Raw genomic sequence first — 26,163 nt, 5'->3', positions numbered from 1 at the left:
GATCGGGACCGGGACTGCGGTCCGGGTCAGGTCAGGTCAGGTCAGGTCAGGTCAGGAGGCTGCCCAGGCCCCAGATCGAGGCGATGGTGCCCAGCACGATCATCACGATGCTGCGCGAGAGAGGCGGGCGGGGCAGGTCGTTGCCGTCGGGATCCTCCCGCGGGCGCACCAGCGCCAGCGTGGTGCCCACGGCCAGAGCCGCCCCGATGGCCAGCACCAGCCAGGGCAGGAGGTCGTCGCCGAGCGGGTTCAGGGTCTCCGACTCCTGGGCGAACACGAGTCGCAGGTCATCGCTGGTGGGGTGCAGGTCTCGGCCCATCGGTCCACGCTCTCGTCGTCGGCTCGGGCGAGCCGGTCAGGCGCCCTGGGGATCGTAGGTGTCGTCGGCCGAGAGGTCGAAGTCGCCGTCGCTCACCCGGCCGGTCACGACCAGCCCTTCGAGGACGTCGGTCGCCCCGCCCTCGCGACGCACCTCGAGGCGGCGTAGCGCCCCGGTGGCCCGATCGAAGCACAGCTCGGCCCGGCGGCCGTACACCGCCTCGGGCTCGCTGAGGCGCCGTTCGAGCCTGAAGCAGTCGTTGCCGACCTCCTCCACCGCATAGAGGGGATCGTCGCCCAGGACGTAGTCCTGCAGGGCCTGCAGCTGCTCGCCCCGCCTGACCTCCCACGGTTCGGCCTCACCGCTCACGGCACAGGCGTAGTCGGCGCCCTCGGAGCGGCCGCAGTTGACCGTGCGACCACCCACCACGCCGACGGTGCCCCCGAGCGAGCGCTGGATGCGGTCCGGCGGCCGTTGGACCACCAGCAGCCCGGAGACGAGGGCCCGACCCTCGTCGAGGGTGCGACGGAACTCCCCCTCGAGCCGGTAGGTGGCGTCGAGGTTGCGTTCGCTGGCGTCGAGGAAGGCGTCCGCCGCGGCCGCCCCGGTGACCACGGCCGGCTCTCGACGGTCGAGCAGCCACGCCACGATCGCCCCCACGGTGACGAGCACGGCGAGCCCGGCGAGCACCCAACGGCGTCCCAGGTCCCGGGATCGCTCCCGTCCCGGTTCACCGTCACCGGCCACGGGCGACTCGGACTCGGACTCGGACGCCATCGGTGGCGACGGTAGCGGGGGCACGAGAAGAGAGGGTGCTGTGCGGTCCCGGTCGTGGGTACGAGGAGGACATCCCCCGAACGAATGGAGCACCCATGGCGAACATGGACGAAGCGAAGGGCCGGGCCAAGGAAGCGGCCGGCGACATCACCGACGACGACGACCTCAAGCGTGAGGGCAAGGCCGACAAGGCCACCGGCAAGGTCAAGGACGCGGTGGACTCCGTCAAGAACAAGCTCACCGGCAAGTAGCCCGACCTCCCCCCGACCTCGACCCCGCCGTCGTGCCGCCACCGCACGCCGGCGGGGTCGAGTCGCGCCCCGCCCGCCCTCACGGGTGCTCGAGTCGTCGAGCCCGAGAGCACGAGACGGGGCCGACGAGTTGCCCGCTGGAACCGAGGTGTCGCACCGCTCGTCGTAGAGGATGTGAGCGGAACAGCCACCGGGGTACCGGCCCCGAGGACGGTGGAGGACGTGGTCGACGACGAGGCGGGGTTCGAGGCGCTGTACCGGCGCGAGTACGAACCCATGGTGCGCGTGGCGTTCCTGTTGCTCGACGCCGACACCCTGGCCGAAGAAGCCGTCCACGACGCCTTCGCCAAGGTCTACGAACGCTGGGAGAAGATCGACGACCACGGTGCCTACCTGCGGCGCTGCGTCGTCAACCGGTGCCGTGACCTGCAACGGCGACGCAAGCTCGAACGCCGGCACCGCCTCGAGGGGGGTGCCGCCTACGACGAGCTCGGCGCCCGCGAGCTCACCGACGCTCTGGCGGCCCTGCCCCACAGGCAACGGGCCGCCATCGTGCTGCGCTACTACGAGGGGCTCAGCGAGGCCGACATCGCCGCCGCCCTCGACATGGCCCCCGGCACGGTGAAGTCGACGGTCAGCCGGGGGCTGGCCCAGCTGCGCGAGGTGGTGGAGCGATGACCGACCACGAGCACCACGACGACCTCGACCCGTTCGAGCGCCGCCTGGCCGCCCGCCTCGACCGACGAGCTGCCACGATCGCCGCCGACCCCGAGGGGCTGTCCGCCATCCGCGCCCGTGTCGGCCAGCGGCGGCGACGGCGCCACCTGGTCGTCGGCGTCGCCTCTGTGCTCGCGCTCGTGGTGGTCGTCGCCGGCGTGCTCGACCTCACCCGTTCGCCCGACGACACCGACGTGGTCGACGCCGGTGGCAGCACCATGCCCTTCCTCGGCTTCGCCAACGACACCTGGCAGGTGACGACCTACGCCCCCGGCACCTCCTACGTGGCCTTCGATTCGATGGAAGGCCCGAGCGACGAGGCCGTGACCCTCCTCGTCACCCGCGACGGCACCGGACCGGGGGAGACGAGCCAGACCATGCCGTCCGGCGTCCCCGGGGTGGAACGCATCGCCGAGCGCACCATCGAGCACTCGGAGGGGCCGCTGCAGGTCGGCACCGTCCGCTGGGCATCCGGTGAGGAGGACCGACCCCCGACGGAGGGGCCGGCGCTGTGGTGGTCGCCCGCCCCGGGCTGGACGGCCACCCTCATGGGCAACTCCCCCGACGCCTTCGCCGATGCCGAGGCCCTGCTCGAGGCGGCGGACCCCGTGGTCGACGTCGATCGCCCCACCTGGGAGCGGCGACTGCGCAGCTCCGTGGGGGACGTCCTGCTCAGCGCGAACCCGGCCCTGGTGCTGCGTGGCGCCGACGGATCCACCCAGGTGGTCCAGGCCACGCTCGACTTCGTGCTCATGTGGATCGCGCCCTCCGGGAGCACCCCGCCCACGCTGCTGGTCGCCGGCGGTCCGGGTGTTGAGTTCGGCCTCGACGGCACCGAGCAGCCGATCGAGGTACGGGGGCGGCCCGGCCACCTCGACGAGGGCCGCGACGCACCCGAGCGGACCATCTCGTGGACCGAGGGCGACCGCACCTACGCCCTCCACCTCGGCGTCGACCAGTCGGTCGACGACGCCCTCGCCCTGGCCGACCGGCTCACGATGTCCACCGGCGAGGAGTGGGAGGACCTGCTCTTCCCCGCCGAGCCCCGGCCGGTGCCCCCGGCGCTGCTGGAGCGCTGGAGCGAGCCCGTTGGGTCGTCGGCGAGCGGGACCGGGTCCTCCCCTGAGTCATCCGGCTCGCCCTAGGCATCCTGGGGGCGCGAGCCCGGCGATGCTCCCCCCACCCCGTAGTTGCATGTGTTCGACGCTCCCCAGAGCGACGAACACATGCAGGAAGCGGAAGATGGGCGATGCCGGCGAGGTCGGTCAGGAGCCCGTCGGGTGGGGGCGGGGACCGCCGAGCTCATCGGTGAGGGAGTCGGGCAAGGCGGACCTCAGGGCGTTCGCCAGGGTGTCGGCGGCGGGGTTGGTGACCCGTCCTGCCCGACGGGCGATGACCAGGCGGCGGGTGGCGAGGACCTCCGGCTCGCCGCTGGGGCGCCGGCGACGAGGGCCCTCGCGGGCCTGCAGCTCGGGCAGCACCGTCCAACCCACGCCCAGGCGGGCCATCTCGCGCAGCACCTCGGGCTGGTGCGACTCGGCCACCACCTCCACCGGGGCACCCCGCGCCCGCAGCGCGGCCTCCACCACCGCCCGGGTGTGCGAGCCGGCCGGGAAGAGCACCCACGGCCCCCAGGACGCCGGATCGGTCACCCCGCCCCCCTCGGCGTCGCCATCGTCGCTTCCCTCGCCGTCGGGATCCGAGCGTCGCCGGTCGCCCGGCGCGGCGGAGAGGCCCTCCGCGGGAACCACGACGAGCGGTTCCTCGAGCAGCACCTCGACCTCGAGCGCCGGGTCGAGCTCCGGCGGTTCCACCACCACGGCCAGGTCGAGCGCCCCCGAGGCCAGCTGCTCGAGCAGCTCGCCCGACGGTGCCACCCGCAGGCGCAGGTCGACCTCGGGGTGGCTGCGACGGAAGGCCCGCAGCGGGTCGGCGCAGTGGTGCACGGCGGCGGCGTCGATCATGCCCACCCGGAGGCGGCCCGACGCCCCCGAACGGACGGCGGCCGCCCAGCGAGCCAGGTCGCCGGTGTCGGCCACCACCCGGCGGGCATAGGCGAGGACCTCGGCGGCCTCCTCCCGTAGGACCTGGCGCCGACCCACCCGTTCGAAGAGCGACACCCCCACCCGACGCTCGAGCTCGGCCAGGCCCTGCGACAGCGCCGAGGTCGTCACCCCCACCGCCGCGGCCGCGGCGGCGAAGGTGGGGGCTTCGGCCACCGCCACCAGGTAGGTGAGCTGCGGCACGGTCACCGCCGGCAGCGGGACCTCAGCGTCCACCGCCAACCCCTTCGTTCTTGCATGCGTTCGGCGTCGCAGAGCACGCCGAAGCCATGCAAGAACCGGTGGGGAGGTACGTCGTCGGGGTGTGGCGGGCCGGGGTAGGAGCGGGTCGAGGGGCCACCCCCCGAGGCTAACTGTTCAGTCTTGCTACACAGACCTCAATGACTGTTCAGTTCCTCGTAGCATCGCGGCATGACCGAATCCGTTGACATCGCCCCCGCCACCGGGCGCCTCGGGGTGCTCACCCCCGGGATGGGCGCCGTGGCCTCCACCTTCATCGCCGGCGTGCTGGCCACCCGGGCCGGCACCGCCGTGCCCGTCGGCTCGCTCACCCAGCTCGCCCACATCCGCCTGGGCAAGCGCGAGGACGAGCGCAACCCCATGATCAAGGAGTTCGTGCCGCTGGCCGACCTCGGCGACCTGGTGTTCGGCGGTTGGGACCCCATCAGCCCGAACGCCCTCGAGGCCGCCCGCACCGCCGGCGTGCTCGACGACAAGGACCTCAACCCCATCTCGGCCGAGCTCGAGGGCGTGGTGGCCATGGACGCCGTGTTCGACCAGCGCTGGGTCAAGCGCCTCGAGGGCGCCCGGGTCAAGCAGGTCACCGCCAAGCGGGCCCAGGCCGAGGCGCTCATGGCCGACATCGAACGCTTCCGCGCCGAGAACGACTGCGACCGCCTCGTCATGGTCTGGTGCGGCAGCACCGAGGCCTACCAGGAGGCCAGCGCCGTGCACATGTCGATCGAGGCGTTCGAGGCCGGCCTCGACGCCGACGACGACAACATCTCGCCCAGCCAGATCTACGCCTACGCCGCCCTCATGTCGAAGGTGCCGTTCGCCAACGGGGCCCCGAACCTCTCCGTCGACCTGCCCTGCATGCGCGAGCTGTCCGCCCGCGAGGGCGTGCCCATCGCCGGCAAGGACTTCAAGACCGGCCAGACCTGGCTCAAGACGCTGCTCGCCCCCGGCATCAAGGCCCGCATGCTCGGCCTGCGCGGCTGGTACTCCACCAACATCCTCGGCAACCGCGACGGCGAGGTGCTCGACGACCCGGAGAACTTCAAGACCAAGGAGGTCTCCAAGCTCGGCGTCATCGACTCCGTGCTGCAGCCCGAGGTGTACCCGGACCTCTACGGCGACGTCGACCACGTGGTGCGCATCAACTACTACCCGCCCCGCGGTGACAACAAGGAGGGCTGGGACAACATCGACATCTTCGGGTGGATGAACTACCCGATGCAGATCAAGGTCAACTTCCTCTGCCGCGACTCCATCCTCGCCGCCCCCATCGTGCTCGACCTGGCCCTGTTCATGGACCTCGCCGCCCGTTCCGGCCAGAGCGGCGTGCAGGAGTGGCTGAGCTTCTACTTCAAGGCGCCTCAGGCAGCCACGCCGGTGCCGGCCGAGCACGATCTGTTCATCCAGCAGACCAAGCTCAAGAACACGCTGCGCGAGTGGATGGGTGAGGAGCCCGTCACCCACTCCGAAGCCGGCTGACCACTCTGGTGCGTCGGTCTCGGGGCCGGTGGGGCAGCGTCGCTCCACCGGCCCCGGCGCGTCACGGCACCAGCGCGCCGTCCCCGTCGTCGGCGGTCTCGGCGAACGCGGCCCACAGCGAGGCGTAGGCCCCACCGGCGGCCACCAGCTCGTCGTGGGTGCCGTCCTCGACCACCCGGCCGTCGTCGACCACCACGATGCGGTCGGCCCGGCGGGCGGTGGGTAGGCGATGGGCCACCATCAGGGTCGTGCGCCCCTGGGCGGCGGCGTCCATGGCTCGCTGCACCCGGCCCTCGGTGGCCAGGTCGAGCTGGGAGGTGGCTTCGTCGAGCAGGAGGATGGCGGGGTCGACCAGGCGGGCCCGGGCCAGGGCGATGAGCTGGCGCTGGCCCGACGAGAGCGACCGGCCCCGCTCGCTCACCGCCGTCAGGTAGCCCTCGGGCAGGGTGGCCACGAACTCGTGGGCGCCCACCGCCCGGGCGGCGGCCTCGACCTCGGCGTCGGTGGCCTCGGGGCGACCGTAGGCGATGTTGTCGCGCACGGTCCCGGTGAAGAGGAAGGCCTCCTGGGGCACGATGCCGAGCTGGCGCCGGAAGGCACCGAGGTCGATGTCGCGCAGGTCGATGCCGTCGACGGTGACCCGCCCCTCGGTAGGGTCGTAGAAGCGGGCCACCAGCTTCACGACGGTGGACTTGCCGGCCCCGGTCTCGCCCACGAGGGCCACGGTCTGCCCGGCCGGGATGACCAGGTCGAGCCGGCGCAGGGCGTCGTCGGACGCTCCGGAGTAGCGGAACCGCATCGCCTCGAAGCGCACCTCGCCCCGCACCCGACCCGGGTCGACCGGGTCAGCGGGCGGTGGGGTGGTGGAGGGGGTGGCCAGCAGCTCCTCGATCTTGGCCACCGACACCGACGCCTGCTGCCAGGTGTCGAGCACCTGGGACAGCTGCTGCAGAGGGGCGAAGAACTGGTTGAGGTACAGCAGGAAGGCGATGACCACGCCGGCGGTCACGATCCCGCGCGGCTCGAGGGCGGCACCCGTGCCCAGCACCACCACCGCGCCGAGGTCGGACAGCAACAAGATGAACGGGAAGTAGAGGGCCACCAGCCGCTGCGCCCCCAGGCGGTGGTCGAGGTAGCGACGGTTCACCGAGCGGAACCCCGAGATGTTGCGATCCTCACGGGTGTAGGCCTGCGCGACCCGGACACCCGAGAGGCTCTCCTGGAGGTTGGCGTTCACGTCGGCGATGGCTTCGCGGGCCTTCTCGTAGCGCTCGGTCGACCGGCGCCGGTACCACCAGGTGGCCAGCAGCAGCGGCGGCAGGATCGACGCCGCCGCCAACGCCAGGGGCGGCGACAGGATGACGAGGAACACGAACACGCCGACGCAGGTGAACACCCCGACCACGGCGTTGATGAGGCCGGTCTGCACCAGCTGGGAGAGCGCCTCCACGTCGGTGGTCATGCGGGTCATCAGGCGCCCGTCGAGCTCGGCGTCGTAGTAGTCGAGCGACATGCGCTGCAGGTGCCCGAAGATCTTGACCCGAAGGGCGTACAGCATGCGCTCGGCGGTGCGGCCCGTCACCAGCGTGTAGGTCCACACCACGGCCCAGTCGACGAGCACCGCGCCGGCGAACATCACCACCGCGGCCCACAGGGCGGCCCGGTCGCCCGGCGTGATGCCCTCGTCCACCCCTCGGCTCACGAACACCGGTCCGAGCAGGGTCAAGATGGTGTCGAGCACGACGAGGCCGAGACCCAACGCCAAGCCGGCCACCCACGGGCGCACGAACCGGCGGATGCGGAACGGTCCGTCCTCGGGTGCTGACACGGCCGCGACGTCGACGTCGGGGGTGCCGTCGGCCGGCGGCAGCCGGTCGAGCGCGGCCAGCAACTCCGGGGTGGCCGACAGTGCCGCCCCACCGAAGCCGCCGCCCCCTCCTCCGCCCCCGGTGCCGGGGTTGCGAGCCGGGCCGGCGACCGCCGCGCTGGGGGCCGGCGCCGCACCGGAGGGGGCGGGCCAGGCGGACAAGGTGATGGCCCCGGCCGAGCGACCCGCTTCGTCGGCCTCGGCCACCCGCTCGGCGTAGAGCGCCAGCGGCTCTGCCCCCTCCCCCGCGACCCTCCCCTGTACCGCGGAGCCGAGGGCCGGGTCGACCAGCCCCTCGCCGTCGAGGTCCTCGTCGCCGGCGAACAGGGTCCGGTACCGGGGGCTCTCCACCATCAGCGACTCGTGGGACCCCTCGGCCACCACTCGACCAGCGTCGAGGACCACGATCCGTTGGGCCAACCGCAGGGTCGAGCGACGGTGGGCGATGAGGATGGTGGTGCGGTCCTGCATGAGCGAGCGGAGGGTGGCGTGGATGGCTTCCTCGGTCGCTGCGTCGATCGCCGAGGTGGCGTCGTCGAGCACGAGGATCCGAGGGTCGGTGAGGATGGCGCGGGCCAGGGCGATGCGCTGGCGTTGGCCCCCGGAGAGGGTGAGCCCCCGCTCGCCGACCACGGTGGCGTAGCCGTCGGGCAGCGCGGTCACGAAGCCGTGGGCCCCGGCCGCCGTCGCCGCCGCCACCACGTCGTCGTGGGTGGCGTCGGGGCGGCCGTAGGCGATGTTGGCCGCCACCGAGTCCGAGAAGAGGAAGGCGTCCTCGAACACCACGCCGACCTGGCGCCGCAGCGACTCGAGCGTGACCTCGCGCACGTCGGTGCCGTCGATGGTGACCCGACCCTCGGGCACGTCGTAGAAGCGGGGGAGCAGCGCGGTGACGGTGGACTTGCCCGACCCACTGGTGCCCACCAGGGCCACCACCTCGCCGGCCCCGATGCGCAGGTCGAGACCGTCGAGCACGGGCTCGCTGCGCGTGTACCCGAAGCGCACGCCCTCGAAGCGCACCTCCCCCGCCACCTCGTCGAGGGTGACGGCGTCGGGTGCCTCGGTGACCACGGCGTTGGCGTCGAGCACGTCGAGGATGCGCTCGGCACCGGCCCGGGCCTGCTGCCCCACCGTGAACAGGCCGGCCAGCATGCGCACCGGTGCGACCAGCTGCACCAGGTAGGCCGAGAAGGCGAGGAAGGTGCCGAGGGTGAGGTGCCCCTCGATGGCCAACCACCCCCCGAGGGCCAGCACCGCCACCTGGGCCAGCGCGGGGATGGCCTGCAGGGTGGAGGTGAACCGGGCCTGGAGGCGCACCAGGCGGGCGCGGGAGGCGTACAGCCCGGCTGCGGTGTCGGCCAGGTGGGCGATCTCGCGGTCCTCCTGGCCGAACCCCTTGACGACCCGGACCCCGGAGACGGCCTCGTCGACCACGCCGGCCACCTCGCCGGCTCGCTGCTGGGCGTCCCACGTGGCCGGGAAGACCTTGCGGCGCAGGCGCAGAGCGGTGACCAACAACAGCGGCAGGACCACCACCATCACCAGGGTGAGCGGCGGGGACAGGATCGTCATGATGACGAGGGCGAGCACGACCATCACCACGTTGCCCAACATGATGGGGAGGAAGGCGAGCAGGCCCTGGATGAGCGCCAGGTCGGTCGAGGCGCGCGACACGAGCTGGCCGGTCTGGAGCTGGTCGTGGCCGGCGAAGTCGAGGCGCTGCAGTCGTTCGTAGATGGCGTTGCGCAGGTCGTACTGCACGTCGAGGCTCACCCGGCCGCCGATCCAGCGCCGCACCACCGCCGAGGCGAACGAGGCCACGCCGATGACCACGAGGGCGGTCAGCCAGGGCGCCACCGGCCGGCTGCGACCCACGATGCCGTCGTCGACCACCACCTTCTGGATCAAGGGGGCCAGGGCCATGAGCCCCTGCCCGACGACCGACGCCCCGAGGGCCAGGACGACGTTGCGACGATGCGCCATGAGGAAGGGCCACAGCCGCCGGATCCAGCCGCCCTCGGCTGCCGGCTCGGGGGAGGGGCGCTCGCTCACCCCCGGGAGGCTACGGGCGCCACGCCGGGGGCAGACCGGTTCGGCGGGCACCGCCCGCCTCGATGGGGTACGAACAGACTCGTGGCAGCGCGTCCGGACCCAGAGGGCTCTCCCGTCAACGTGGTGACCGACCCCCCGGCCCGTCCTCCGGGCTGGGACTTCCCCACCGACGACGAGCTGGCCGCGCTGGACGAGCTCGCCGACGAGGGACTGTGGGCGCTCGGCGGGATCGAGGTGAAGCTCACCAACCTCGACAAGGTCCTGTTCCCCGGCCGCCACGGCGGTCCCGCCACGACCAAGCGCGACCTGGTGCGCTACGCCGCCTCGGTCGCCCCGTTCGCCCTCCCCTACCTCTACGACCGACCGGTCAACCTCAACCGGTTCCCGAACGGCGTCGACACCGACGGCTTCTGGCACAAGGCGGTGCCCTCGCACGCCCCGCAGTGGCTGAGCCGCTGGCACAACGAAGGGGCCTCCGCAGGCGACACCGAGTGGTACTTCGTGGTCGACTCACCCGCCGCCATGGCCTGGATGGCCAACTACGGGGCGATCGAGCTCAACCCCTGGACGTCGCGCATCCCCGCCGTGCGCCGGCCCACCTGGGCGCTGATCGACCTCGATCCCGGTGCCAAGACCTCGTGGGACGACCTGCTCACCCTGGCCCGCCTGCACCGCACCGCCCTCGAGCACCTCGACGTGCGGGCCGGCGCCAAGGTCACCGGCAAGCGGGGCATCCAGATCTGGGTGCCGGTGGCGCCCCGGTACGGCTTCGACGAGACGCGGGACTGGGTGGAGAAGCTGTCTAGGGCCGTCGGCGCCACGGTGCCGGACCTGGTCAGCTGGAAGTGGTCCAAGAGCGACCGCAGCGGCCTGGCCCGGCTCGACTACACCCAGAACGCCGTCAACAAGACGCTGGTGGCGCCATGGAGCACGCGCCCCGCGGCCGGGGCGCCGGTGTCGGTCCCCATCGAGTGGGACGAGCTCGACGACCCCGAGCTGGCCTCGGACCGCTGGACCATCCGGGACCTCGAGGGCCGACTGGCCGAGGTCGGCGACCCCCTCGCCCCCCTGATCGGACTGGACCAGGAGCTCCCCCCGCTCTGAGCGCGGAGCGGCTCGCACCCGTCGACTCGCACCCCGGCGAGCAGGGGACGCGACAATGGGACATGCCCGAGATCCGCGAGACCAAGCTGCCCGGCGTCGGCATCGAGTTCGAGATGTCGTGCGAGGCGGGAGAACGCGTCGGCGTCATCTCCCGGCACTCCGGACGGCGTGAGGTCGTCCTCTACGACGAGGACGACCCCGACGCCGTCGCCGCCCGCATCGAGCTGACGCAGGCCGAGAGCGCGGCGATGGCCGAGCTGCTGGGCGGCACCCGCATCACCGCCCAGCTGGCCGCCCTCTCGGCCGAGATCGAGGGCCTGTTCATCGACTGGTTGCCCCTCCCGCCCGAGTTCACCCCCATCACCATCGCCGACACCGAGATGCGCACCCGCACCGGCTCGTCGGTCATCGCCATCATGCGCGACGGCACCGCGGTGCCCGCCCCCGGACCGGAGGACGAGATGCTGGCCGGGGACACGGTCGTGCTGGTCGGCACCAAGGACGGCATCGTCGCGGCCGCCGAGCTGCTCGGCGCGTCGGCCGGGTGACCGCTCTGGCCGGCGTGGTCCCCACGATCCTCGCCGCCGGCGGCGAAGGCGTCGCCCGCACCCTGCTCGAGATCGGCGGGGTCCTCCTCGCCCTCGGCCTCATGGCCCGGCTGGCCAACCGGATCGGCCTCTCCCCGATCCCACTGTTCCTCATGACCGGGCTGCTCCTGCGCGACGGGGGCCTCTTCGACCTCACCGCCACCGACGAGTTCATCGAGGTCGGCGCCGAGATCGGCGTGGTCCTGCTGTTGCTCATGCTCGGCCTCGAGTACACGCCCCAGGAGCTGATGGGTGCGTTGCGCGCCTCGGCCGGTGCCGGCGCGGTGGATCTGGTGCTCAACTTCCTGCCTGGCCTGGCCTTCGGCCTCGTCCTCGGCTGGTCGCCCCTGGCCGCCGTCTTCCTGGGTGGCATCACCTACATCTCGTCGTCCGGCATCATCGCCAAGGTCCTCGGCGACCTCGGACGACTGGGCAACCGCGAGACCCCGACCGTGCTGGCCATCCTCGTCATCGAGGACCTGGTGATGGCCGTCTACCTGCCCATCGTGGCCGGCCTCGCCGTGGGTGGCGCCTTCTCCAGCATGGTCATCGGCGTCGTGGTGGCCATGGCGGTCGTGGCCCTGGCGCTCTTCTTGTCGGTGCGCCACACCGACGTGCTGGGGCGGCTGATCTTCGCCCGCTCCAACGAGGTCCTGCTCTTCAGCATCCTCGGCCTGGCCCTGGTCATCGCCGGCGCCGCCGAGGCGTTGCAGGTGTCCGCCGCCGTCGGTGCCTTCCTGGTGGGCATCGCCGTCTCGGGACCGTCGGCCCATCGCGGCGCCGAGCTCCTCGCCCCGCTGCGCGACCTGTTCGCCGGGGTGTTCTTCGTCTTCTTCACCTTCACCATCGAGCCCAGCGCCATCCTCCGGGCCCTGCCGATCGCGCTGGCCCTGGCCGTCGTCACCGCCGCCACCAAGATGTTCACGGGGTGGTGGGCGGCCAACCGGGCCGGCATCGGTGTCCGAGGCCGCGTCCGGGCCGGCACCGTGCTGGTCGCCCGCGGCGAGTTCTCGATCGTCATCGCCACCCTGGCCACCACCAACGCGGTCGAGCCCGACATCGGCGCCCTGGCCACCGCCTACGTGCTGATCCTCGCCGTGGTGGGCCCGGTGCTCACGCGCTACGCCGACCCGCTCACCATGCGCTTCGCCGGCTCTCGCACCCGCACCGGCTCGGCCTAGCCCACGACCCTCCCCCACCCGACCCGCTCCCACGCGTAGCTGTCGGGAAAGGGCGTCACCCCCCAGCGCCCTTTGCCGACAACTACGCCGGGGGGCGGATGTCGACGTCCCACGGCTCCTCGGCCAGGCGTCGGTGGGTGGCCAGGGCGGTCGCGGCCAACACCACCACCGGGATGAGCAACCAGCCGGCCGCCGAACCGGCCCACGCGGCGAGGGCCGCGCCGCCGAGGTAGGCGAGGACCACAGCGGCCAGGACCCGGGCGGCCCGGGCGTGCGGTGACCGCTCGTCCACGCCGGGGGCCGAGACCATCAAGGCCGACTCGGCCCCGAGCCGGGCCACCGACCCCGACGCATAGGTCGTGGCCACCGCCACCGCCCCGACCCGCAACAACGCCGCGTTCTGCATGCCCATGGCGAAGGCGCCCACCCCGATGACCGGGTACACGAACCCGGTCTCGCCGGCGTGCTCGCCGCCCAGCACGGCGATCCAGACGACGACGAGCACCATGAGGCCCGCCTCGAAGGCCAACACCAGGTCCGGGCGCATCGGGCGGTCGCGGCGGCGGTTGCGGGCATGGAACCAGTTGGCCACCGCCGCGCCGAGAGCGAACGAGACCAGGGCGGTGCCGTGACGGGCGCCGGCCCGCCAGCTGCCCTCCCCGAGCGCCATCCCGGCCAGCACCAGGTTGCCGCTCATGTTGGCCACGAACACATCGGTGACGTGCAGGAAGATGTGCGCGTCGGAGAAGCCGGCAGCCGCGGTCAGCGCCACCGCCGCGCCGAGCGGGCCCGACAACCGGGGTTGGGTGGCGTGGGGCACGTCCGCCGAGCGTAGGTGGCCCCGACCCCACGGCGCGCCCCTATCCTCGCCCCGTGCGCCTGACCATCACCGAGGTCGACGGTTCCCCGGCCGTCGCCGAACACCCCGGCTCGTGCCAGGTGAGCCGAGGGGCTCGGCTCGGCCCGCTGGTGACCGGGGGAGACCTGCGTCTGGTGATCGTCGAGCTCGAGGCCGGAGCCACCATGTCGTGGCCCGCCGAGCACGGCGAGGACGCCGTGTACCTGCTCACCGGTGCCGTGGACGTGGACGGTGCAGCCCTCGCCACGGGCGGTGCGCTGGTGCTGCACGCCGGCGGCCCCGTCACCCTCGCCGCCACCGAAGCGTCGCGCCTGGCCCACTTCTGGTCGACCCCGTCGAGCGTCGAGGACGACCCACCGGCGGGGCGGCACCTCGTCGGGCCCGACGGCTGGGCCGTGTCCGGCTCGCGCGACGCGTCGTTCGCCACCTGGTTCGCCGACTCCACCTGCGAGGGTTGCGACGTGACCCTCATGAAGGTCGAGCGCGACACCCCCGGGAACCGGGGTCGGGCCCACACCCACAGCGCCGAGGAGATCATCTTCGTGATCGACGGCGAGATCCACCTCGGGGCCCACCCGGTGCCCGCCGGCACCGCAGTCCACATCCCCGCCGACACCCGCTACGCGGTGACCTGCGGCGACCGCCACCACGCCTTCCTCAACTACCGGGCCGGGCCGTCGACCCAGCACTACGCCGGTGACACCGAACCCGTCCCCGAGACGGCCCTCGGTCGCGGCGGTCGTCTCGTCCACGCGGCACGGCCCCGGTCCTGAACCCCTGAGGGACGGGCCGGGGCCGCACTGCACCGACCGGAGCCGGCGCCCGGTCAGGCGATCGACGCCTCGTAGATGCTCTGGATGGAGCCGTCGAGCATGGCGTTGAACTCGTCGTCGGTCTGCTGGGCGGTGAGGCCCTCGGTGAGCGCCCGGGAGAACGACGCCACCACACCCGGGTTGCGGGCCAGGCGGGCGTTGGCCTCGTCGCGGGTGTAGCCCCCGGAGAGGGCCACCACCTTGAGCACCTTGGGATGCTCGACGAGCTCGGTGTAGAAGCCGTCGGCCTCCGGGAGGGTGAGCTTCAGCATCACCTGCTGGCCCTCGGCGATGTCGGCCAGTGCGGCCAGGATGCCGTCCTTGAGCAGCCCCTCGGCCTGGGCCTTCTCCGGGCTCTTGATGTCGATCTCGGGTTCGATGATCGGGACCAGACCGTGACCCAGGATCTGACGGCCGACCTCGAACTGCTGGCCGACGACGGCACCCACGCCGGCGGCGTTGCCGAGCTTGATGACCGAGCGCATCTTGGTGCCGAACACGCCCTTGCCCTTGGCCCGCTCGAGGAGCTCGTCGAGGCCGGGCATGGGCTTCATGAGCTGGACGCCGTCGGCGTCGTCGGCGAGGCCCTTGTCGACCTTGAGGAACGGCACGACGCCCTTGTCCTGCCACAGGTAGGCGGCCGAGCCCTTGCCGCCGATCTCACGGTCCATGGTCATCTCGAAGAGGATGGCGCCGATGATGCGCTCGCCGCTGAAGGCGGGGCTGGTGACGATGCGGCTGCGCATCTGGTGGACGAGGTCGAACATCTCGTCCTCGGAGGAGTAGGTCGACTCCTCGATGCCGTACAGCCGGAGGGCCTTGGGGGTGCTGCCGCCGCTCTGGTCGAGGGCGGCGATGAAGCCGTTGCCGGCGGCGATCTTGTTCAGCTGCTCTTGGTTCACAATGGCCCCGTGGGTCGTGGTGTGGGTACAGACCTGCGCTCGACGGCGCCCGGGTGAGGGGTCGCAGGCGGCCCCTCTTCGACACGCCGCCGATCACCCATTTCTACTCGCTCCGGGCCCGATCCCACAGAGGCGATGGTCCGTTCCGCCACCTCTCGGCGGGGCCGCACCCCCTCGGTCATCTCCCGGACACGGCGCAGCAACACACAGGGACCAGAACGCGGGGATGCCTGCCGCGCGCCCCCGGGGGACACGTTCAGAAGGGCGGGCCGCCGCCGGTGTCCTCGGCGTCGTCCACGACCTGCCAGCCGGAAGGGGTCGCCGCGGTGAGGACCCAGACCCCGAAGTCGCCGCCGGGGAAGTCGGCGAGGCGGAACACGACCTCGGCTCCGCGGTCAGCGAACACGCTGGCGCACCAGGGGTCGACGCCATGGTCGGCCATGGAGTCGAGCTGGTCGCACAGCCCCACGTAGTTCAGCCCCAGTGCGGTGGCCCAGTCGGCGATCGCCTCGTAGGGGCTGCCCACCGCGGTGGTCCAGTCGAACGGGGCCGTGGTGACCGGCGCCGAAGGAGGGGGCGCGGGGGCCGGCGTCGGGGTCGTGGTCGGCTCCGTGGTGGTGGTGGTGGTCGACGTCGTCGACGTCGTCGACGTGGAGGACGCCTGGCCGCTGGCCACGAACACCTCGCCCGCGCCGCCGCCGCCGGAGCGGGCGGCCCACACCACGATGCCACCGGCGATCACGACGCCGATCACCACCACGGCGATCGCCGCCCACAGCAGACCCCGACCCTCCGGCTCGTCGACGACCAGTCCGCAGCGATCGCAGGCCAGCGCCCCGGGGTGTCGAGGAGCCCCGCAGGCCGGGCAGACGGCACCGTTCATGACGACCACCTCCGACGGCGCAGCGCCTCCGTGGGCCGTGAGCGACCCGACGGGTTCGCCACACCCTCCGTCGGTGACGGTACCGAGGGACCCGGAACAGCGACAGAGCCGGACGCGGGCCCGACGGGGGCCGAACGACCCGGGACCGCCCCACCGCCACCATCGGCGGCCCCCGGACAGCAGACCGCTCGGACAGGGGCTCCCCTCAGGCGGGGCGGGCGCCTCTCACCAGTTGCCCGGGCAAGGCACCGGTGTCCTCGCCGTCGGCCCGGACGACCTCGCCGGCCACGATCGTGGCCCGGTAGCCGTCGACCCGCTGCACCAGGCGCTTGCCCCCCGCCGGGAGGTCGTAGCGCATCTCGGGGTTGTGCAGGGTCAGGGCGTCGAGATCGATCAGGTTCACGTCGGCCCGCTTCCCCACCTGCAGGGTGCCGCGGTCGCCGAGCCCGACGAGGGCGGCCGTGGCGGCAGCCTGGCGCGCCACGACCCACTCCACGCCGAGGCGCTGGTCCTCGGCGACGTCGCGCCCCCAGTACTGCAGCAGGTGGGTGGGGAAGCTGGCGTCGCAGATCATGGTGCAGTGGGCCCCGGCGTCACCCAGGCCGGGCACCGTGCGAGGGTGCACGAGCATCTCGCGCACGGCCGCCAGATCGCCGTCGGTGAAGTTCATGATGGGCACGTAGAGCACGCCCCGACCCTCGTCGGCGAGCAGCGCGTCGTAGGCCGCGGCCAGATCGAGGCGATCAGCAGGGCGAGGGTCGTAGCGGGGCTCGTCGCCGAAGGCGAAGGTGGGCCCCAGGCGACCCACGATGTCGGTGGCGGGGTCGGCGAGCTCACCGAGCACCCGCTCGCGCACCTCGGGGCGGCGCAGCTCGGCCACTCGCTCGGACAGGGGGCGCTCAGCCATGGCCTGGTAGGTGGGCGAGGCGACCAGCGGGTGCAGCCGGCCCTCCAGGCTCAGGACCAGGCCCACCGGTCGCGACGCCACCTGCCCCCGGACCTCCAGCCCGTCGGCGGCGGCTGCGGCGATGAGCTCGAGGAGGCGACGGTACGCGTCGGGGGACTGCTCGGCGCGCTGGAGCGTGGTGATCGAGAGGGGCCGACCGCTGACCTCGGCCATGGCCCGCAGGAGGGCGAACTCGACGTCGACGTCGACGAGGTCGGCGACGGCCTGGAAGACACCCTTGCCGGTGGCGCCGACGGCTCGGGCGATGCCGAGCAGCTCGTCGGCGGTGGCGGTGAGGCTCGGCGTGGGGCGGCCGTCGACGGAGCGGTGGGCGATGGTGCGCGACGTGGTGAAGCCCAGGGCCCCCGCCTCGATCGCCTCCGCCGCGAGACGACCCATGCGGTCGATCTCGTCGGGCGTGGGGAGCTCGGCATGCTCGGCGCCGCGGTCGCCCATGACGTAGCCACGCAGCGCGGCGTGGGGCACCTGGGCGGCGAGGTCGATGGCCTTGGGGGTGCGGCCGAGGGCATCGAGGTATTCGGGAAAGCTCTCCCACTCCCAGGTGATGCCCTCGTGCAGGGCGGTACCCGGGATGTCCTCCACGCCCTCCATCAGTGCGACCAGCCACTCGTGGCGGTCGGGGGCCACCGGGGCGAAGCCCACCCCGCAGTTGCCCATGACCACGGTGGTGACGCCGTGCCACGACGACGGCGTGAGCTGCGGATCCCAGGTGGCCTGGCCGTCGTAGTGGGTGTGCACGTCGACCCAGCCCGGCGTGACGAGCAGTCCGTCGGCCTCCAGCTCTCGCCGGCCGCGCCCCTCGACGTCGCCCACCGCCACGATGCGGCCACCGTCGACGGCGACGTCCGCCTCGCGGCGCGGCGCCCCGGTGCCGTCCACCACCGTGCCGTTGCGGATCACCAGGTCGTGCGCAGCCATCGAGCCCTCTCCCCTCGCCGACGATCGCCGGCGCTCTCCCCCGCGACCGGGCCCGGTCGCTCGGGCCCAGTCCACCCCCACCGCCACCGGCGGCGCAAGCGGCGGCCGGGGCTGTGTCCCGCCTCCCTCGGTGGGACCGACGGGGTGACGAACACCCCCGGGGCGCCCGGACGGGGCGCTAGCGTTCAGCCAGGCAACCGGACCGAAGGGGCCACGATGATGCGGAAGCTCTTGTTCATGGCGGCGGCCGCCGCGCTGTTCCTCGGCGCCTGTTCGAGCGACGACGGTGGCGCCAGCCTCAGCGACGACCAGCAGGAAGTCGTCGACATGCTGAACACGGCCATGGAAGAGGAAGGCCTGGCCATGGATCAGGCATGCGCGGAGGACGTCGCCTCCAACCTGTCCGACGAGGACGCCGCCGCGCTCGTCGCCGCCGGGGTCGACGGCGACCCCGAGCTGTCCGCCGAAGGCGAGGCGTTGGGCACGGAGATCTTCGGCTGCCTCGACCGCGACGCCTTCATCGACTCGATGATCTCCGAGATCTCCGACAGCGGCGCCACGGTCGACGAGGACTGCGTGCGCGATGCCCTCTCGGACTTCGAGATGAGCGACCTGGCGGAGGCGCTCGAGAGCGACGAGCCGCCCGACGGGTTCCTCGACGCCATCCTGGGGTGCGTCGAGGAGGAGTAGCAGCCCCTGCGATCTCGGCCGAGATCGCCGTGCGCGACGGACCAGTTCGGCCCGACCGATCAGCCGACGGTCCCCAGGGTTCAGGTGGCACCGAGCACTCGGGAGGGATGCCGGCCGGGCTCTCTCGACGGGCGGCCGGCGGGAGGGCCTAGCCTGCGAGCTTCACACGAGTGGACCGGAGGGTCTCGATGCGCAAGTTCCTAGTCCTGGCGGCGGCCGCCGCGCTGTTCCTCGGCGCGTGCGGGAGTGACGATGGTGGCGCCAGCCTCAGCGACGACCAGCAAGAGGTCGTCGACGCGCTGATGGCCAGCGCCGAGGAGGAGGGCTTCGGCATCGACGAGAGCTGCGTCGAGGACGTCGCCGCCGACCTCCCCGACGAGGATGCCGCCGCCCTGGCAGCCACCGTCGAGGGTGACGAAGAGCCCCCGAGCGAGCTCATGGGCGCGGTCGGCGACATGTTCAACTGCATCGACCCCGACGACTTCGTCGACTCGATCATCGAGGACATCGAGGCGAGCGGGGGCACCGTCGATGCCGACTGCCTGCGAGACGCCTTCGAGGACGTCGACATGGGCGAGTTCATCACCGCCCTCGACAGCGACGAGCCGCCCCCCGCGTTCCTCGAGGCTCTCACCAGCTGCGTCCAGGAGTAGTCCCGACCGGTACCCGGCACCATGGCTGACGTGCGCCGGGGGCGACTCGAAGACGGGCGACAGGCCCCCGGCGTGGGCGAGACACACCATGTGCTCGCCCACCTGGGGGCCGTCCGCGTGGAGCACATCCTCAGCGGCCACCTCGAACGCGCCGAGCGCTTCGTGTCCGACGCCGACGAGTGGGTGGTGGTGCTCACCGGTTCCGCCCGCCTCGAGATCGCCGGCGAGGTGCTCGACCTGGCGGCGGGCGACTGGGTCACCATCCCGGCCGCCACCCCTCACGTGCTGCACGAGACCGAGCCCGGCACGTCGTGGCTCGCCGTGCACGCTCCCGCCGCGCCCTGAACGGGCTCGGGGCCGCCCGTCGTCGGAGGAGAGGTCGTCACCCGGCCAGTCTGACCAGCATGTGCCCGCTCGACGAAGGAGTTTCGCGGGTCGCCTGTCCCCCGATAACCGGGGGGTGCTACGCGCCGCGAGCCATGTTGGCGAACTTGGTGTAGTGATCGAGGAACGCCAGACGGACCATGCCGGTGGGACCGTTGCGGTGTTTCGACACGAGGATCTCGGCCGTGCCCCGATCGGGTGAGTCGGGGTTGTAGACGTCGTCGCGATAGATGAACATCACCACGTCCGCATCCTGCTCGATGCTGTTGTGGACGATGATTCCGTCGGCCAGGAAGTTGTGGGTACCGTCGACCGTCGCGTCGAAGACCGGCTGCGGGCCGAGCGGCACGATGTCGACCACCTCGTCCCAGAAGACATCGGAGGCGGCGAGATCAGCGATCCACTGGTCCTCGGGCAGAGCCGCCGAGAGCCGCTGCATGCGATCACGAGAGACACCATGGAGGTAGAGCGTCGAACCGCAGTAGGCCATGTCGAGCCGGCGCGCCAGCTCCCTGGACGACACGCCGTGCTCCGGCATCGACTTGTGCCGAACGTGGTCCCAGACATCAGCAGGAACGGCATCGAGGTTTGTGTTCGGACGTCGGCTCGCGTGCCATTCACGCAACGGGGTCAGATGCCGGGCTCTCTCGCCATGCACCCCGACCACCTCTGCGAAGCGGCATTGGTCGGCGGCTCCCTGCACGATCACGTGGTAGCCGAGGCGGTGCGGCCCCTGGGCCACGGACCGCACCCGACCTCTGATTCCCAAACGCAGCAAGAGGGTCTGCACATCGGTGGCCAAACGCCGGCTCGTGGTGGCGTAGTAGACCACCGGCGCCCGTCGCCGTTGTACATCGGACCAGACGCAACCGTCGGTTGCCCAGAGATGATGGAGGAAGAGCGCGATCTGGTCGTCCGGCAGGGCGAAGATCTCGTCCGGCACGAACTTCTCCCACGAACGCTTGTTCCACAGTCCGAGTTCGTCGAGCCAGACGGCGATCGGATTACTGACGCCGTGGGTCAGGCGCTTCGTGGCGGACAGGTATACCTGGATCCAGGTCCGCTCGTGAACGACCCGGGGAGTCACGTCGAACACCGAGGCGGCGGCGAGCACCGCCTCGACGTTCTCGGGGTCGACGGTCGTGTACTGCAGGCTGTGCCGCTCGACGTGCGACCCGTCGCCGAGCATGTGGCCCAACATGATGAGGTGCTCGTCGTCCCACCGAGTGGTGGCGAGTGGTGTGGGGAGCGACCGCGGGACGGCGACGCGGTCACCGACGACGAGAGCATCGAGCGGTGTCCAACCACCCAACCGCATGAACGGGTGGTTCCCGCTGGCCTTGACGGACCGCCCAGACCGCAGCCTGAGCTCGTAGGTCTCCTTGACGCCGCTCGCGAAGACATGGCTCATCACACCGGGGACGAGCTTGTAGTGCTCGTCGAGGGTCCACACCGGAACGTCGGTGGCGCCGGTCTGAAGGAGTTCGCCGATGGGGACCTGCGCACCGGTGTCGGCGCGGGTGATGAGGGTGTCGGCGGTGAGGCAACCGCTCTCGCGGAGGTCGGCCAGCATGGGGCGCTTGTCGGCTCGCATCTCGAGGCCACGCGAGAGCTGGGACATGGCCAGCACCGGGCACTCGAGCTCGCGGGCGAGGATCTTGAGGCCACGGGAGATCTCCGACACCTCCACCTGGCGGTTCTCGGCGCTCGACCGACCCGTCATCAGCTGCAGGTAGTCGACCACCACCAGGCCCAGATCACCCAGCCGGCTCTTGAGGCGGCGGGCCTTGGACCGGATCTCCATGATGGTGAGGTTGGGGTTGTCGTCGATCCAGATCGGCGCTTCGGCCAGACGGCCGGTGGCATGGGCGATCTTGCCCCAGTCGGCCTCGGTGAGGTTGCCGTTGCGCACCCGTTTGGAGTCGACCCGGGCCTCGGAGCACAACATGCGCTGGGTGAGCTCGAGCTGGCCCATCTCGAGGCTGAACAGCAGCACCGGCCGGTTGGCCTCGATGGCGGCGTGGGTGGCCAGGCCCAGGCCGAAGGCGGTCTTGCCCATGGACGGACGGGCCCCGAGCACGACGAGCGCGTTGGGCTGCAGGCCCGACAGCAGCTCGTCGAGGTCGAGGAAGCCCGTGGGGACACCGGTGATGGAGTCGCCCTTGTCGTACAGGCTCTCGAGACGGTCGAGGTTGGCGTTGAGCAGGTCGTGGATGGGCGCCATGGAGTCGGTGACTCGGCGCTGGGCGACCTCGAAGACCAGCGACTCGGCGGAGTCGACCGTCTTGGTCACGTCGTCGGGCAGGCTGTAGCCCATCTCGGCGATCTCGCCGGCGACGCCGATGAGGCGGCGCAGCAGCGCATGCTCCTCGACGATCTTGGCGTAGCGGCTGGCATTTGAGATGGCCGGGGTGGCGCCCTGCAGCGTGACCAGCGTGGCGGGGCCGCCGATGGCGTCGAGAAGGCCGGCGCGACGCAGCTCCTCGGCCACGGTGACGGGGTCGGCCGGTTCGCCAGCGGCGCTGAGCGAGGTGACGGCCTCGAAGATGTGGCCGTGGGCGGGCTTGTAGAAGTTCTCGGGCTCGAGGATCTCCGAGGCCACGGCGATGGCCTCCTTGGAGAGCAGCATCGCCCCGAGGAGGGACTCCTCGGCCTGGAGGTTGTGCGGTGGGACCCGCGTCGCCCCACCGGATCGGGGGGCACGGCTCTCGTCATCGGGGAAGGTCATGGCCTCGACACACTCTCGCATTCGCCCTGTGCAGCGATAGACGGACAACCCTGGGAATTTCCACCGATCCCCCTGTGGACGGTGTGTGGACAACCCGGCCCGGTTGTGAGTTGCGAGCGGCAAGGCCACTCGAGCCGAGCCCTAGTCCCATATGGGGGAACGCTACGCAGGGGCTGCGACACTGAACCGGCTCAAACAGTGACGCCCACTGTGGAGAAGTGCTGCTGTTCGGATCTGCACCGATGCTGACCGACCGGCGCTGATCAGCACTAAACGTGACGGGCGTCACGCCCCGGCGCAACGACGAAGGACCGGCCTCGGGCCGGTCCTTCGCCACGTTCCGAAGAGGGATCGACGCCTAGGAGGCGACGACCTCCACGGTGATCTGGAACTGCACATCGCTGTGGAGCTTGACCGGCACGGCATGGGTGCCGACCGTCTTCAGCGGCTCCTCGAGCAGGATGTGGCGACGCTCGAGCTCGACCGCCGTCTGCTCGCCCACCGCGATCACCAGATCGTGGACGGAGACGGAGCCGAACAGCTTGCCCTCGCCCGAAGCTCGCTCGGTGAGGGTGATGATGGCGGGCACGAGGGTCTTGGCGATCTCCTCGGCGGAGGCCCGCTCGGCGGCGTCCTTGAGATCACGGGACCGCCGCATGGCCGAGGCCTGGGCCTCCACCCCGGGGGTGGCCGCCACCGCGAAGCCCTTGGGCACCAGGTAGTTGCGGGCGAAGCCGTCGGCCACCTCGACGAGGTCGCCCTTCTTGCCCACGCCCTGGACGTCGGAGCGCATGAGCAGCTTCACTCGGACACCTCCTCGGTGGCCTCCACCTCGACGACCTCGGCCTCGGTGGCCTCGGGCGCGGTGTTCTCGGTGTCGGTCGGGGCGGTGGTCGCCTCGGGACGGGGCCCGCGGTCGCCGCGGTCGCCACGATCACCGCGGTCGCCACGATCGCCGCGGTCCCCACGGTCACGTCCCCCGCCGCGCTGGGTGGTCACCCGGCTGGCGTAGGGCAGCAACGCCATCTCTCGGGCGTTCTTGATGGCCCGAGCGATCTCGCGCTGCTGCTGGGAGTCGTTGCCGGTGACGCGACGAGCCCGGATCTTGGCCCGGTCGGACATGAACCGGCGCAGCAGGTTCACGTCCTTGTAGTCGACGTACTCGACCTTCTCCTGAGTCAGGACGCTGATCTTCTTCTTGCTGCGACGCGCGTTGTCCTTGTTCTTGCCGCGCTTCGGTGCTGATGCCTTGGCCATCAGAACGGCTCCTCGTCCGTGTCGTACCCGCCGGCAGGGGCTGCCGACTGCGCCCGGGGGGCGCCACCGCCGGCCCCGCCGCTGTCGTAGCCGCCCTCGCGGCGCTCGTTCCTCGTGATCTGTGCGGTCGCCCAGCGCAGGCTGGGGCCGATCTCGTCGGCGACGACCTCGACGGCGACACCGGTGCCACCGTCGCGCTTTTCGTAGGTGCGCACCGAGAGGCGCCCGGTGACGAGCACCCGGCTGCCCTTGGTACAGGTCTCGGCCACGTTCTCGGCCATCTGACCGAAGCAGGTGACGTCGACGAACGACGTCTCCTCGGTCCACTCACCGCTCTGGCGGTTCTGGCGACGGTGGTTGACCGCCAGGCCCATGGTGGTGACCTGCATCCCCGAGGCGGTGAACCGCAGCTCCGGGTCTCGGGTGCAGTTGCCCACCATCGTGACGTTTGCATCTGCCATGGAAAGTGCCTCCTGGGTCAGCCGGCCTCGGCCGGCGCCGCCTCGCCCAGCAGACCTCGGCGGGTCGCTTCGCGTTCGGGCAGGCGGAGTGCCTTGTGGCGGACCACAGGGTCCGCGAGATGGAGCTGACGCTCGACCTCGTGCAGATCGCGACCTTCGGTCACGATCTCGAGGACGACGTAGACGCCTTCCCACTTGTGGTTGATCTCGTAGGCGAAGCGGCGGCGGCCCCACATGTCGCGCTTGGCGACGGTGCCTCCTCCGGCCTCGACTGCGGCGGTGACGAGCTTGAGCTGCTCGGACACCCCGGCGTCGTCGAGATCGCCGTCAAAGATGATCATGAGTTCGTAGGCTCGCACGGCGAGCATCACCTCCCTACGGACCCGTGGCCGACCTCGCGGCCACCGGGGCCCCGTCAGCACGGGGCAGGGCTTCATTGGACCGGGCGACCCTATCGGACGCGGACCGCAATCCCCAAGAGCACGCCATCGTCGACCAGTCTGGCCGGCCCCTGTGACAGCGGCTCGCCACACGTGCTCAGCAGGCGTCGCCCAGCGTCACCCGGCTGCCGTCGACGATCCCGAGGTCGTCGAGGCGACCCTGGGGCACCTCCACCGCGTAGCGGTAGGGCCCGTCGGGAGGGTAGGACGGACACGTCTCGGCGTCCTCGGGGCAGGGCTCCATGTCCGCGGTGGACACCACCGATCCGTCGGCGGCGACGTAGGCGATGGTGAGCGGCAGCGGCGTGTCGCGCATCCAGTAGCCGTTGGAGGTGTCCGTCTCGTAGGTGAACACCATGCCGGCCTTGCCACCGAGGTCGGGATCGGTGACGTTCATCAGCCCCCGGGAGCGCTCGGCGGACTCGTCGGCCAGCCAGAGGCACCACTCCTGTACGGAACCGTCGGGCTGGGTGACGACGACGGTGACCGCCGTGTAGCCCACCGGCGCCACCAGGCCCGGTTCGGCCACGAGGGTCGTGGAGGTGTTCGTGCCATCGGCGGGAACGAGGGGAGTCGCGTCGGGGCTGCCGTCAGAGCACCCCGAGGCCACGACGGCCAGCGCCACGAGCGCGCCGCTCGCCACCCGAGCCACACCGGGCCGTCGCGCCGTCACGCCGTGTGCGCCGTGCTCCCGTAGAGCCCGAGCGCCTCGGAGGCCTCCGCCGACAGGTGGTAGCTCTCGTCCGGTCCGGGGAACCGCCCGGCGCGCACATCGGCGGCGTAGGCCTGCAGGGCCTCGACCGCATCGGACTTCAGCGAGGCGTACCGGCGCACGAACTTGGGGGTGATGCGGTCCTCGATGCCCAAGACGTCGTGCAGCACCAGCACCTGGCCATCGCAGGCCGAACCGGCCCCGATGCCGATCGTGGGGACGTCGACGGCGTCCGTGACCATGCGGGCCACCTCGTCGGGCATGCCCTCGAGCACGACGGCGAAGCACCCGGCGTGGGCCAACGCCTTGGCGTCGTCGACCAGCGCCAGGGCGGCGGCGTGCTCGCGCCCCTGGACCTTGAACCCGCCCATGGCGTTGACCGACTGCGGGGTGAGGCCGACGTGGCCCATCACCGGGATCTCGGCGTCGACCAGGGCCTCGATCATCGGCACCCGCTTGCGCCCGCCCTCCAGCTTCACGGCCTGGGCCCCGGCCCGCACCAGGGTGGCGGCGTTGCGCACCGTGTCCTCGGTGGACACGTGGTAGCTCATCCAGGGCAGGTCGGCCACGATGAGCGGGGCCGGTCGGGCCCTGGCCACCGCCGCGGTGTGGTGGGCCATGTCCTCGGTGGTCACCGACAGCGTGTCGTCGTAGCCGAGCACCACCATGGCGAGCGAGTCGCCGACGAGGATCATGTCGACCCCCGCTTCGTCGGCCATCCGCGCCCCCGGGGCGTCGTAGGCCGTCACCATCACCAGCGGTTGGGCACCCCGTCGGGCCTTGCGGGCCTGCACGGAGGGCACGGTGGTGCGTGCGCTCATCGGAGCCTCCTCGAGCCGTCCGGCGCCCCTCGGCTGCCGGCG

25 protein-coding genes and 1 pseudogene are annotated in these 26,163 nt (G+C 71.7%); 11 read left to right on the top strand and 15 right to left on the bottom strand.

What is annotated here, in order from left to right; translation table 11 throughout:
* Nucleotides 1–46: 46 nt before the first annotated feature.
* Nucleotides 47–319, bottom strand: a complete 273-nt coding sequence (locus LUW87_RS11595; protein ID WP_232671336.1) for a hypothetical protein — start codon at nucleotides 317–319, stop codon at nucleotides 47–49.
* 36 nt (nucleotides 320–355) lie between these two features.
* The gene (locus LUW87_RS11590; RefSeq protein ID WP_232671335.1) at nucleotides 356–1,096 is read right to left on the bottom strand and encodes a hypothetical protein; all 741 of its coding nucleotides are present in this window, start codon (nucleotides 1,094–1,096) and stop codon (nucleotides 356–358) included.
* 95 nt (nucleotides 1,097–1,191) lie between these two features.
* On the opposite strand from LUW87_RS11590, the gene LUW87_RS11585 reads away from it, so the two are divergent.
* The 3 genes from LUW87_RS11585 to LUW87_RS11575 all read left to right on the top strand — a co-directional run bounded on the left by LUW87_RS11585 (nucleotide 1,192) and on the right by LUW87_RS11575 (nucleotide 3,209).
* Nucleotides 1,192–1,347 (top strand): CsbD family protein, encoded by a 156-nt coding sequence (locus tag LUW87_RS11585; protein WP_232671334.1) that lies wholly within the window; start codon nucleotides 1,192–1,194, stop codon nucleotides 1,345–1,347.
* A gap of 222 nt (nucleotides 1,348–1,569) precedes the next feature.
* Nucleotides 1,570–2,025, top strand: a complete 456-nt coding sequence (locus tag LUW87_RS11580) for a sigma-70 family RNA polymerase sigma factor (protein WP_232671333.1) — start codon at nucleotides 1,570–1,572, stop codon at nucleotides 2,023–2,025.
* A complete protein-coding gene (locus LUW87_RS11575) occupies nucleotides 2,022–3,209 on the top strand; it encodes a hypothetical protein (RefSeq protein ID WP_232671332.1) in 1,188 nt (395 codons plus the stop codon). The genes LUW87_RS11580 and LUW87_RS11575 overlap by 4 nt, the downstream gene beginning before the upstream one ends.
* A gap of 120 nt (nucleotides 3,210–3,329) precedes the next feature.
* Here LUW87_RS11575 and LUW87_RS11570 read toward each other — a convergent pair whose 3' ends face one another.
* A complete protein-coding gene (locus LUW87_RS11570) occupies nucleotides 3,330–4,343 on the bottom strand; it encodes a LysR family transcriptional regulator (protein WP_232671331.1) in 1,014 nt (337 codons plus the stop codon).
* 195 nt (nucleotides 4,344–4,538) lie between these two features.
* Here LUW87_RS11570 and LUW87_RS11565 point away from each other — a divergent pair, with 195 nt between their 5' ends.
* Complete coding sequence (locus LUW87_RS11565; protein WP_232671330.1) at nucleotides 4,539–5,843, top strand: inositol-3-phosphate synthase; 1,305 nt, start codon at nucleotides 4,539–4,541, stop codon at nucleotides 5,841–5,843.
* Between the two features lie 61 nt (nucleotides 5,844–5,904).
* Here LUW87_RS11565 and LUW87_RS11560 read toward each other — a convergent pair whose 3' ends face one another.
* On the bottom strand, nucleotides 5,905–9,762 hold the full coding sequence (locus tag LUW87_RS11560) for an ABC transporter ATP-binding protein (RefSeq protein WP_232671329.1): 3,858 nt from the start codon (nucleotides 9,760–9,762) through the stop codon (nucleotides 5,905–5,907).
* A gap of 123 nt (nucleotides 9,763–9,885) precedes the next feature.
* Between LUW87_RS11560 and LUW87_RS11555 the strand changes: the two genes are divergently transcribed.
* The 3 genes from LUW87_RS11555 to LUW87_RS11545 all read left to right on the top strand — a co-directional run bounded on the left by LUW87_RS11555 (nucleotide 9,886) and on the right by LUW87_RS11545 (nucleotide 12,634).
* Nucleotides 9,886–10,866, top strand: coding sequence for a DNA polymerase domain-containing protein (locus LUW87_RS11555; protein ID WP_232671328.1), 981 nt, complete (start codon nucleotides 9,886–9,888; stop codon nucleotides 10,864–10,866).
* Between the two features lie 62 nt (nucleotides 10,867–10,928).
* A complete protein-coding gene (locus tag LUW87_RS11550) occupies nucleotides 10,929–11,414 on the top strand; it encodes a cation:proton antiporter regulatory subunit (RefSeq protein ID WP_232671327.1) in 486 nt (161 codons plus the stop codon).
* A complete protein-coding gene (locus tag LUW87_RS11545; protein WP_232671326.1) occupies nucleotides 11,411–12,634 on the top strand; it encodes a cation:proton antiporter in 1,224 nt (407 codons plus the stop codon). The genes LUW87_RS11550 and LUW87_RS11545 overlap by 4 nt, the downstream gene beginning before the upstream one ends.
* A gap of 82 nt (nucleotides 12,635–12,716) precedes the next feature.
* On the opposite strand, the gene LUW87_RS11540 is transcribed toward LUW87_RS11545, so the two are convergent.
* Nucleotides 12,717–13,454 (bottom strand): YoaK family protein, encoded by a 738-nt coding sequence (locus LUW87_RS11540; protein WP_232671325.1) that lies wholly within the window; start codon nucleotides 13,452–13,454, stop codon nucleotides 12,717–12,719.
* 53 nt (nucleotides 13,455–13,507) lie between these two features.
* On the opposite strand from LUW87_RS11540, the gene LUW87_RS11535 reads away from it, so the two are divergent.
* Nucleotides 13,508–14,266: a cupin domain-containing protein gene (locus LUW87_RS11535; RefSeq protein WP_232671324.1), complete on the top strand. Its 759-nt coding sequence runs from the start codon at nucleotides 13,508–13,510 to the stop codon at nucleotides 14,264–14,266.
* A 53-nt stretch (nucleotides 14,267–14,319) separates the two neighbouring features.
* Here LUW87_RS11535 and LUW87_RS11530 read toward each other — a convergent pair whose 3' ends face one another.
* From LUW87_RS11530 to LUW87_RS11520, 3 genes are all read right to left on the bottom strand, one after another.
* Nucleotides 14,320–15,210 (bottom strand): fructose bisphosphate aldolase, encoded by an 891-nt coding sequence (locus LUW87_RS11530; RefSeq protein WP_346742556.1) that lies wholly within the window; start codon nucleotides 15,208–15,210, stop codon nucleotides 14,320–14,322.
* Nucleotides 15,211–15,463: 253 nt separating this feature from the next.
* Nucleotides 15,464–16,090: a hypothetical protein gene (locus LUW87_RS11525; RefSeq protein WP_232671322.1), complete on the bottom strand. Its 627-nt coding sequence runs from the start codon at nucleotides 16,088–16,090 to the stop codon at nucleotides 15,464–15,466.
* Between the two features lie 205 nt (nucleotides 16,091–16,295).
* Nucleotides 16,296–17,975 carry an N-acyl-D-amino-acid deacylase family protein gene (locus LUW87_RS11520; RefSeq protein ID WP_232671321.1) on the bottom strand — a complete coding sequence of 560 codons (1,680 nt, stop codon included), beginning with the start codon at nucleotides 17,973–17,975 and terminating at the stop codon, nucleotides 16,296–16,298.
* Between the two features lie 216 nt (nucleotides 17,976–18,191).
* Between LUW87_RS11520 and LUW87_RS11515 the strand changes: the two genes are divergently transcribed.
* From LUW87_RS11515 to LUW87_RS11505, 3 genes are all read left to right on the top strand, one after another.
* The gene (locus LUW87_RS11515; RefSeq protein ID WP_232671320.1) at nucleotides 18,192–18,665 is read left to right on the top strand and encodes a hypothetical protein; all 474 of its coding nucleotides are present in this window, start codon (nucleotides 18,192–18,194) and stop codon (nucleotides 18,663–18,665) included.
* Between the two features lie 188 nt (nucleotides 18,666–18,853).
* Nucleotides 18,854–19,318, top strand: coding sequence for a hypothetical protein (locus tag LUW87_RS11510; RefSeq protein ID WP_232671319.1), 465 nt, complete (start codon nucleotides 18,854–18,856; stop codon nucleotides 19,316–19,318).
* 21 nt (nucleotides 19,319–19,339) lie between these two features.
* Nucleotides 19,340–19,663: a cupin domain-containing protein gene (locus LUW87_RS11505; protein ID WP_232671318.1), complete on the top strand. Its 324-nt coding sequence runs from the start codon at nucleotides 19,340–19,342 to the stop codon at nucleotides 19,661–19,663.
* A 118-nt stretch (nucleotides 19,664–19,781) separates the two neighbouring features.
* Here the strand turns inward: LUW87_RS11505 and LUW87_RS11500 are convergent, their stop codons facing one another.
* From LUW87_RS11500 to panB, 7 genes and pseudogenes are all read right to left on the bottom strand, one after another.
* Complete coding sequence (locus tag LUW87_RS11500; RefSeq protein ID WP_232671317.1) at nucleotides 19,782–22,430, bottom strand: replicative DNA helicase; 2,649 nt, start codon at nucleotides 22,428–22,430, stop codon at nucleotides 19,782–19,784.
* A 358-nt stretch (nucleotides 22,431–22,788) separates the two neighbouring features.
* Nucleotides 22,789–23,235 (bottom strand): 50S ribosomal protein L9, encoded by a 447-nt coding sequence (gene rplI, locus LUW87_RS11495; RefSeq protein ID WP_232671316.1) that lies wholly within the window; start codon nucleotides 23,233–23,235, stop codon nucleotides 22,789–22,791.
* Between the two features lie 197 nt (nucleotides 23,236–23,432).
* A pseudogene (gene rpsR, locus LUW87_RS11490) lies at nucleotides 23,433–23,687 on the bottom strand (30S ribosomal protein S18); the annotation flags it as partial.
* Nucleotides 23,687–24,148: a single-stranded DNA-binding protein gene (gene ssb / locus LUW87_RS11485; protein ID WP_232671315.1), complete on the bottom strand. Its 462-nt coding sequence runs from the start codon at nucleotides 24,146–24,148 to the stop codon at nucleotides 23,687–23,689. The gene ssb and the pseudogene rpsR, both read right to left, overlap by 1 nt.
* Nucleotides 24,149–24,165: 17 nt before the next feature.
* Entirely contained in the window at nucleotides 24,166–24,516 is a 351-nt protein-coding gene (rpsF, locus tag LUW87_RS11480) for a 30S ribosomal protein S6 (RefSeq protein ID WP_232671314.1), read from the bottom strand.
* Between the two features lie 169 nt (nucleotides 24,517–24,685).
* A complete protein-coding gene (locus LUW87_RS11475) occupies nucleotides 24,686–25,213 on the bottom strand; it encodes a DUF192 domain-containing protein (protein WP_232671313.1) in 528 nt (175 codons plus the stop codon).
* Between the two features lie 44 nt (nucleotides 25,214–25,257).
* The gene (gene panB / locus LUW87_RS11470) at nucleotides 25,258–26,121 is read right to left on the bottom strand and encodes a 3-methyl-2-oxobutanoate hydroxymethyltransferase (RefSeq protein WP_232671312.1); all 864 of its coding nucleotides are present in this window, start codon (nucleotides 26,119–26,121) and stop codon (nucleotides 25,258–25,260) included.
* Between the last annotated feature and the right edge of the window lie 42 nt (nucleotides 26,122–26,163).

Origin of the sequence: Rhabdothermincola salaria (genome assembly GCF_021246445.1) — a bacterium.
In the GTDB taxonomy this organism is placed as follows: Bacteria; Actinomycetota; Acidimicrobiia; order Acidimicrobiales; family Acidimicrobilacustridaceae; genus Rhabdothermincola_A; species Rhabdothermincola_A salaria.
This window is presented reverse-complemented; position numbering and strand designations above follow the sequence as displayed.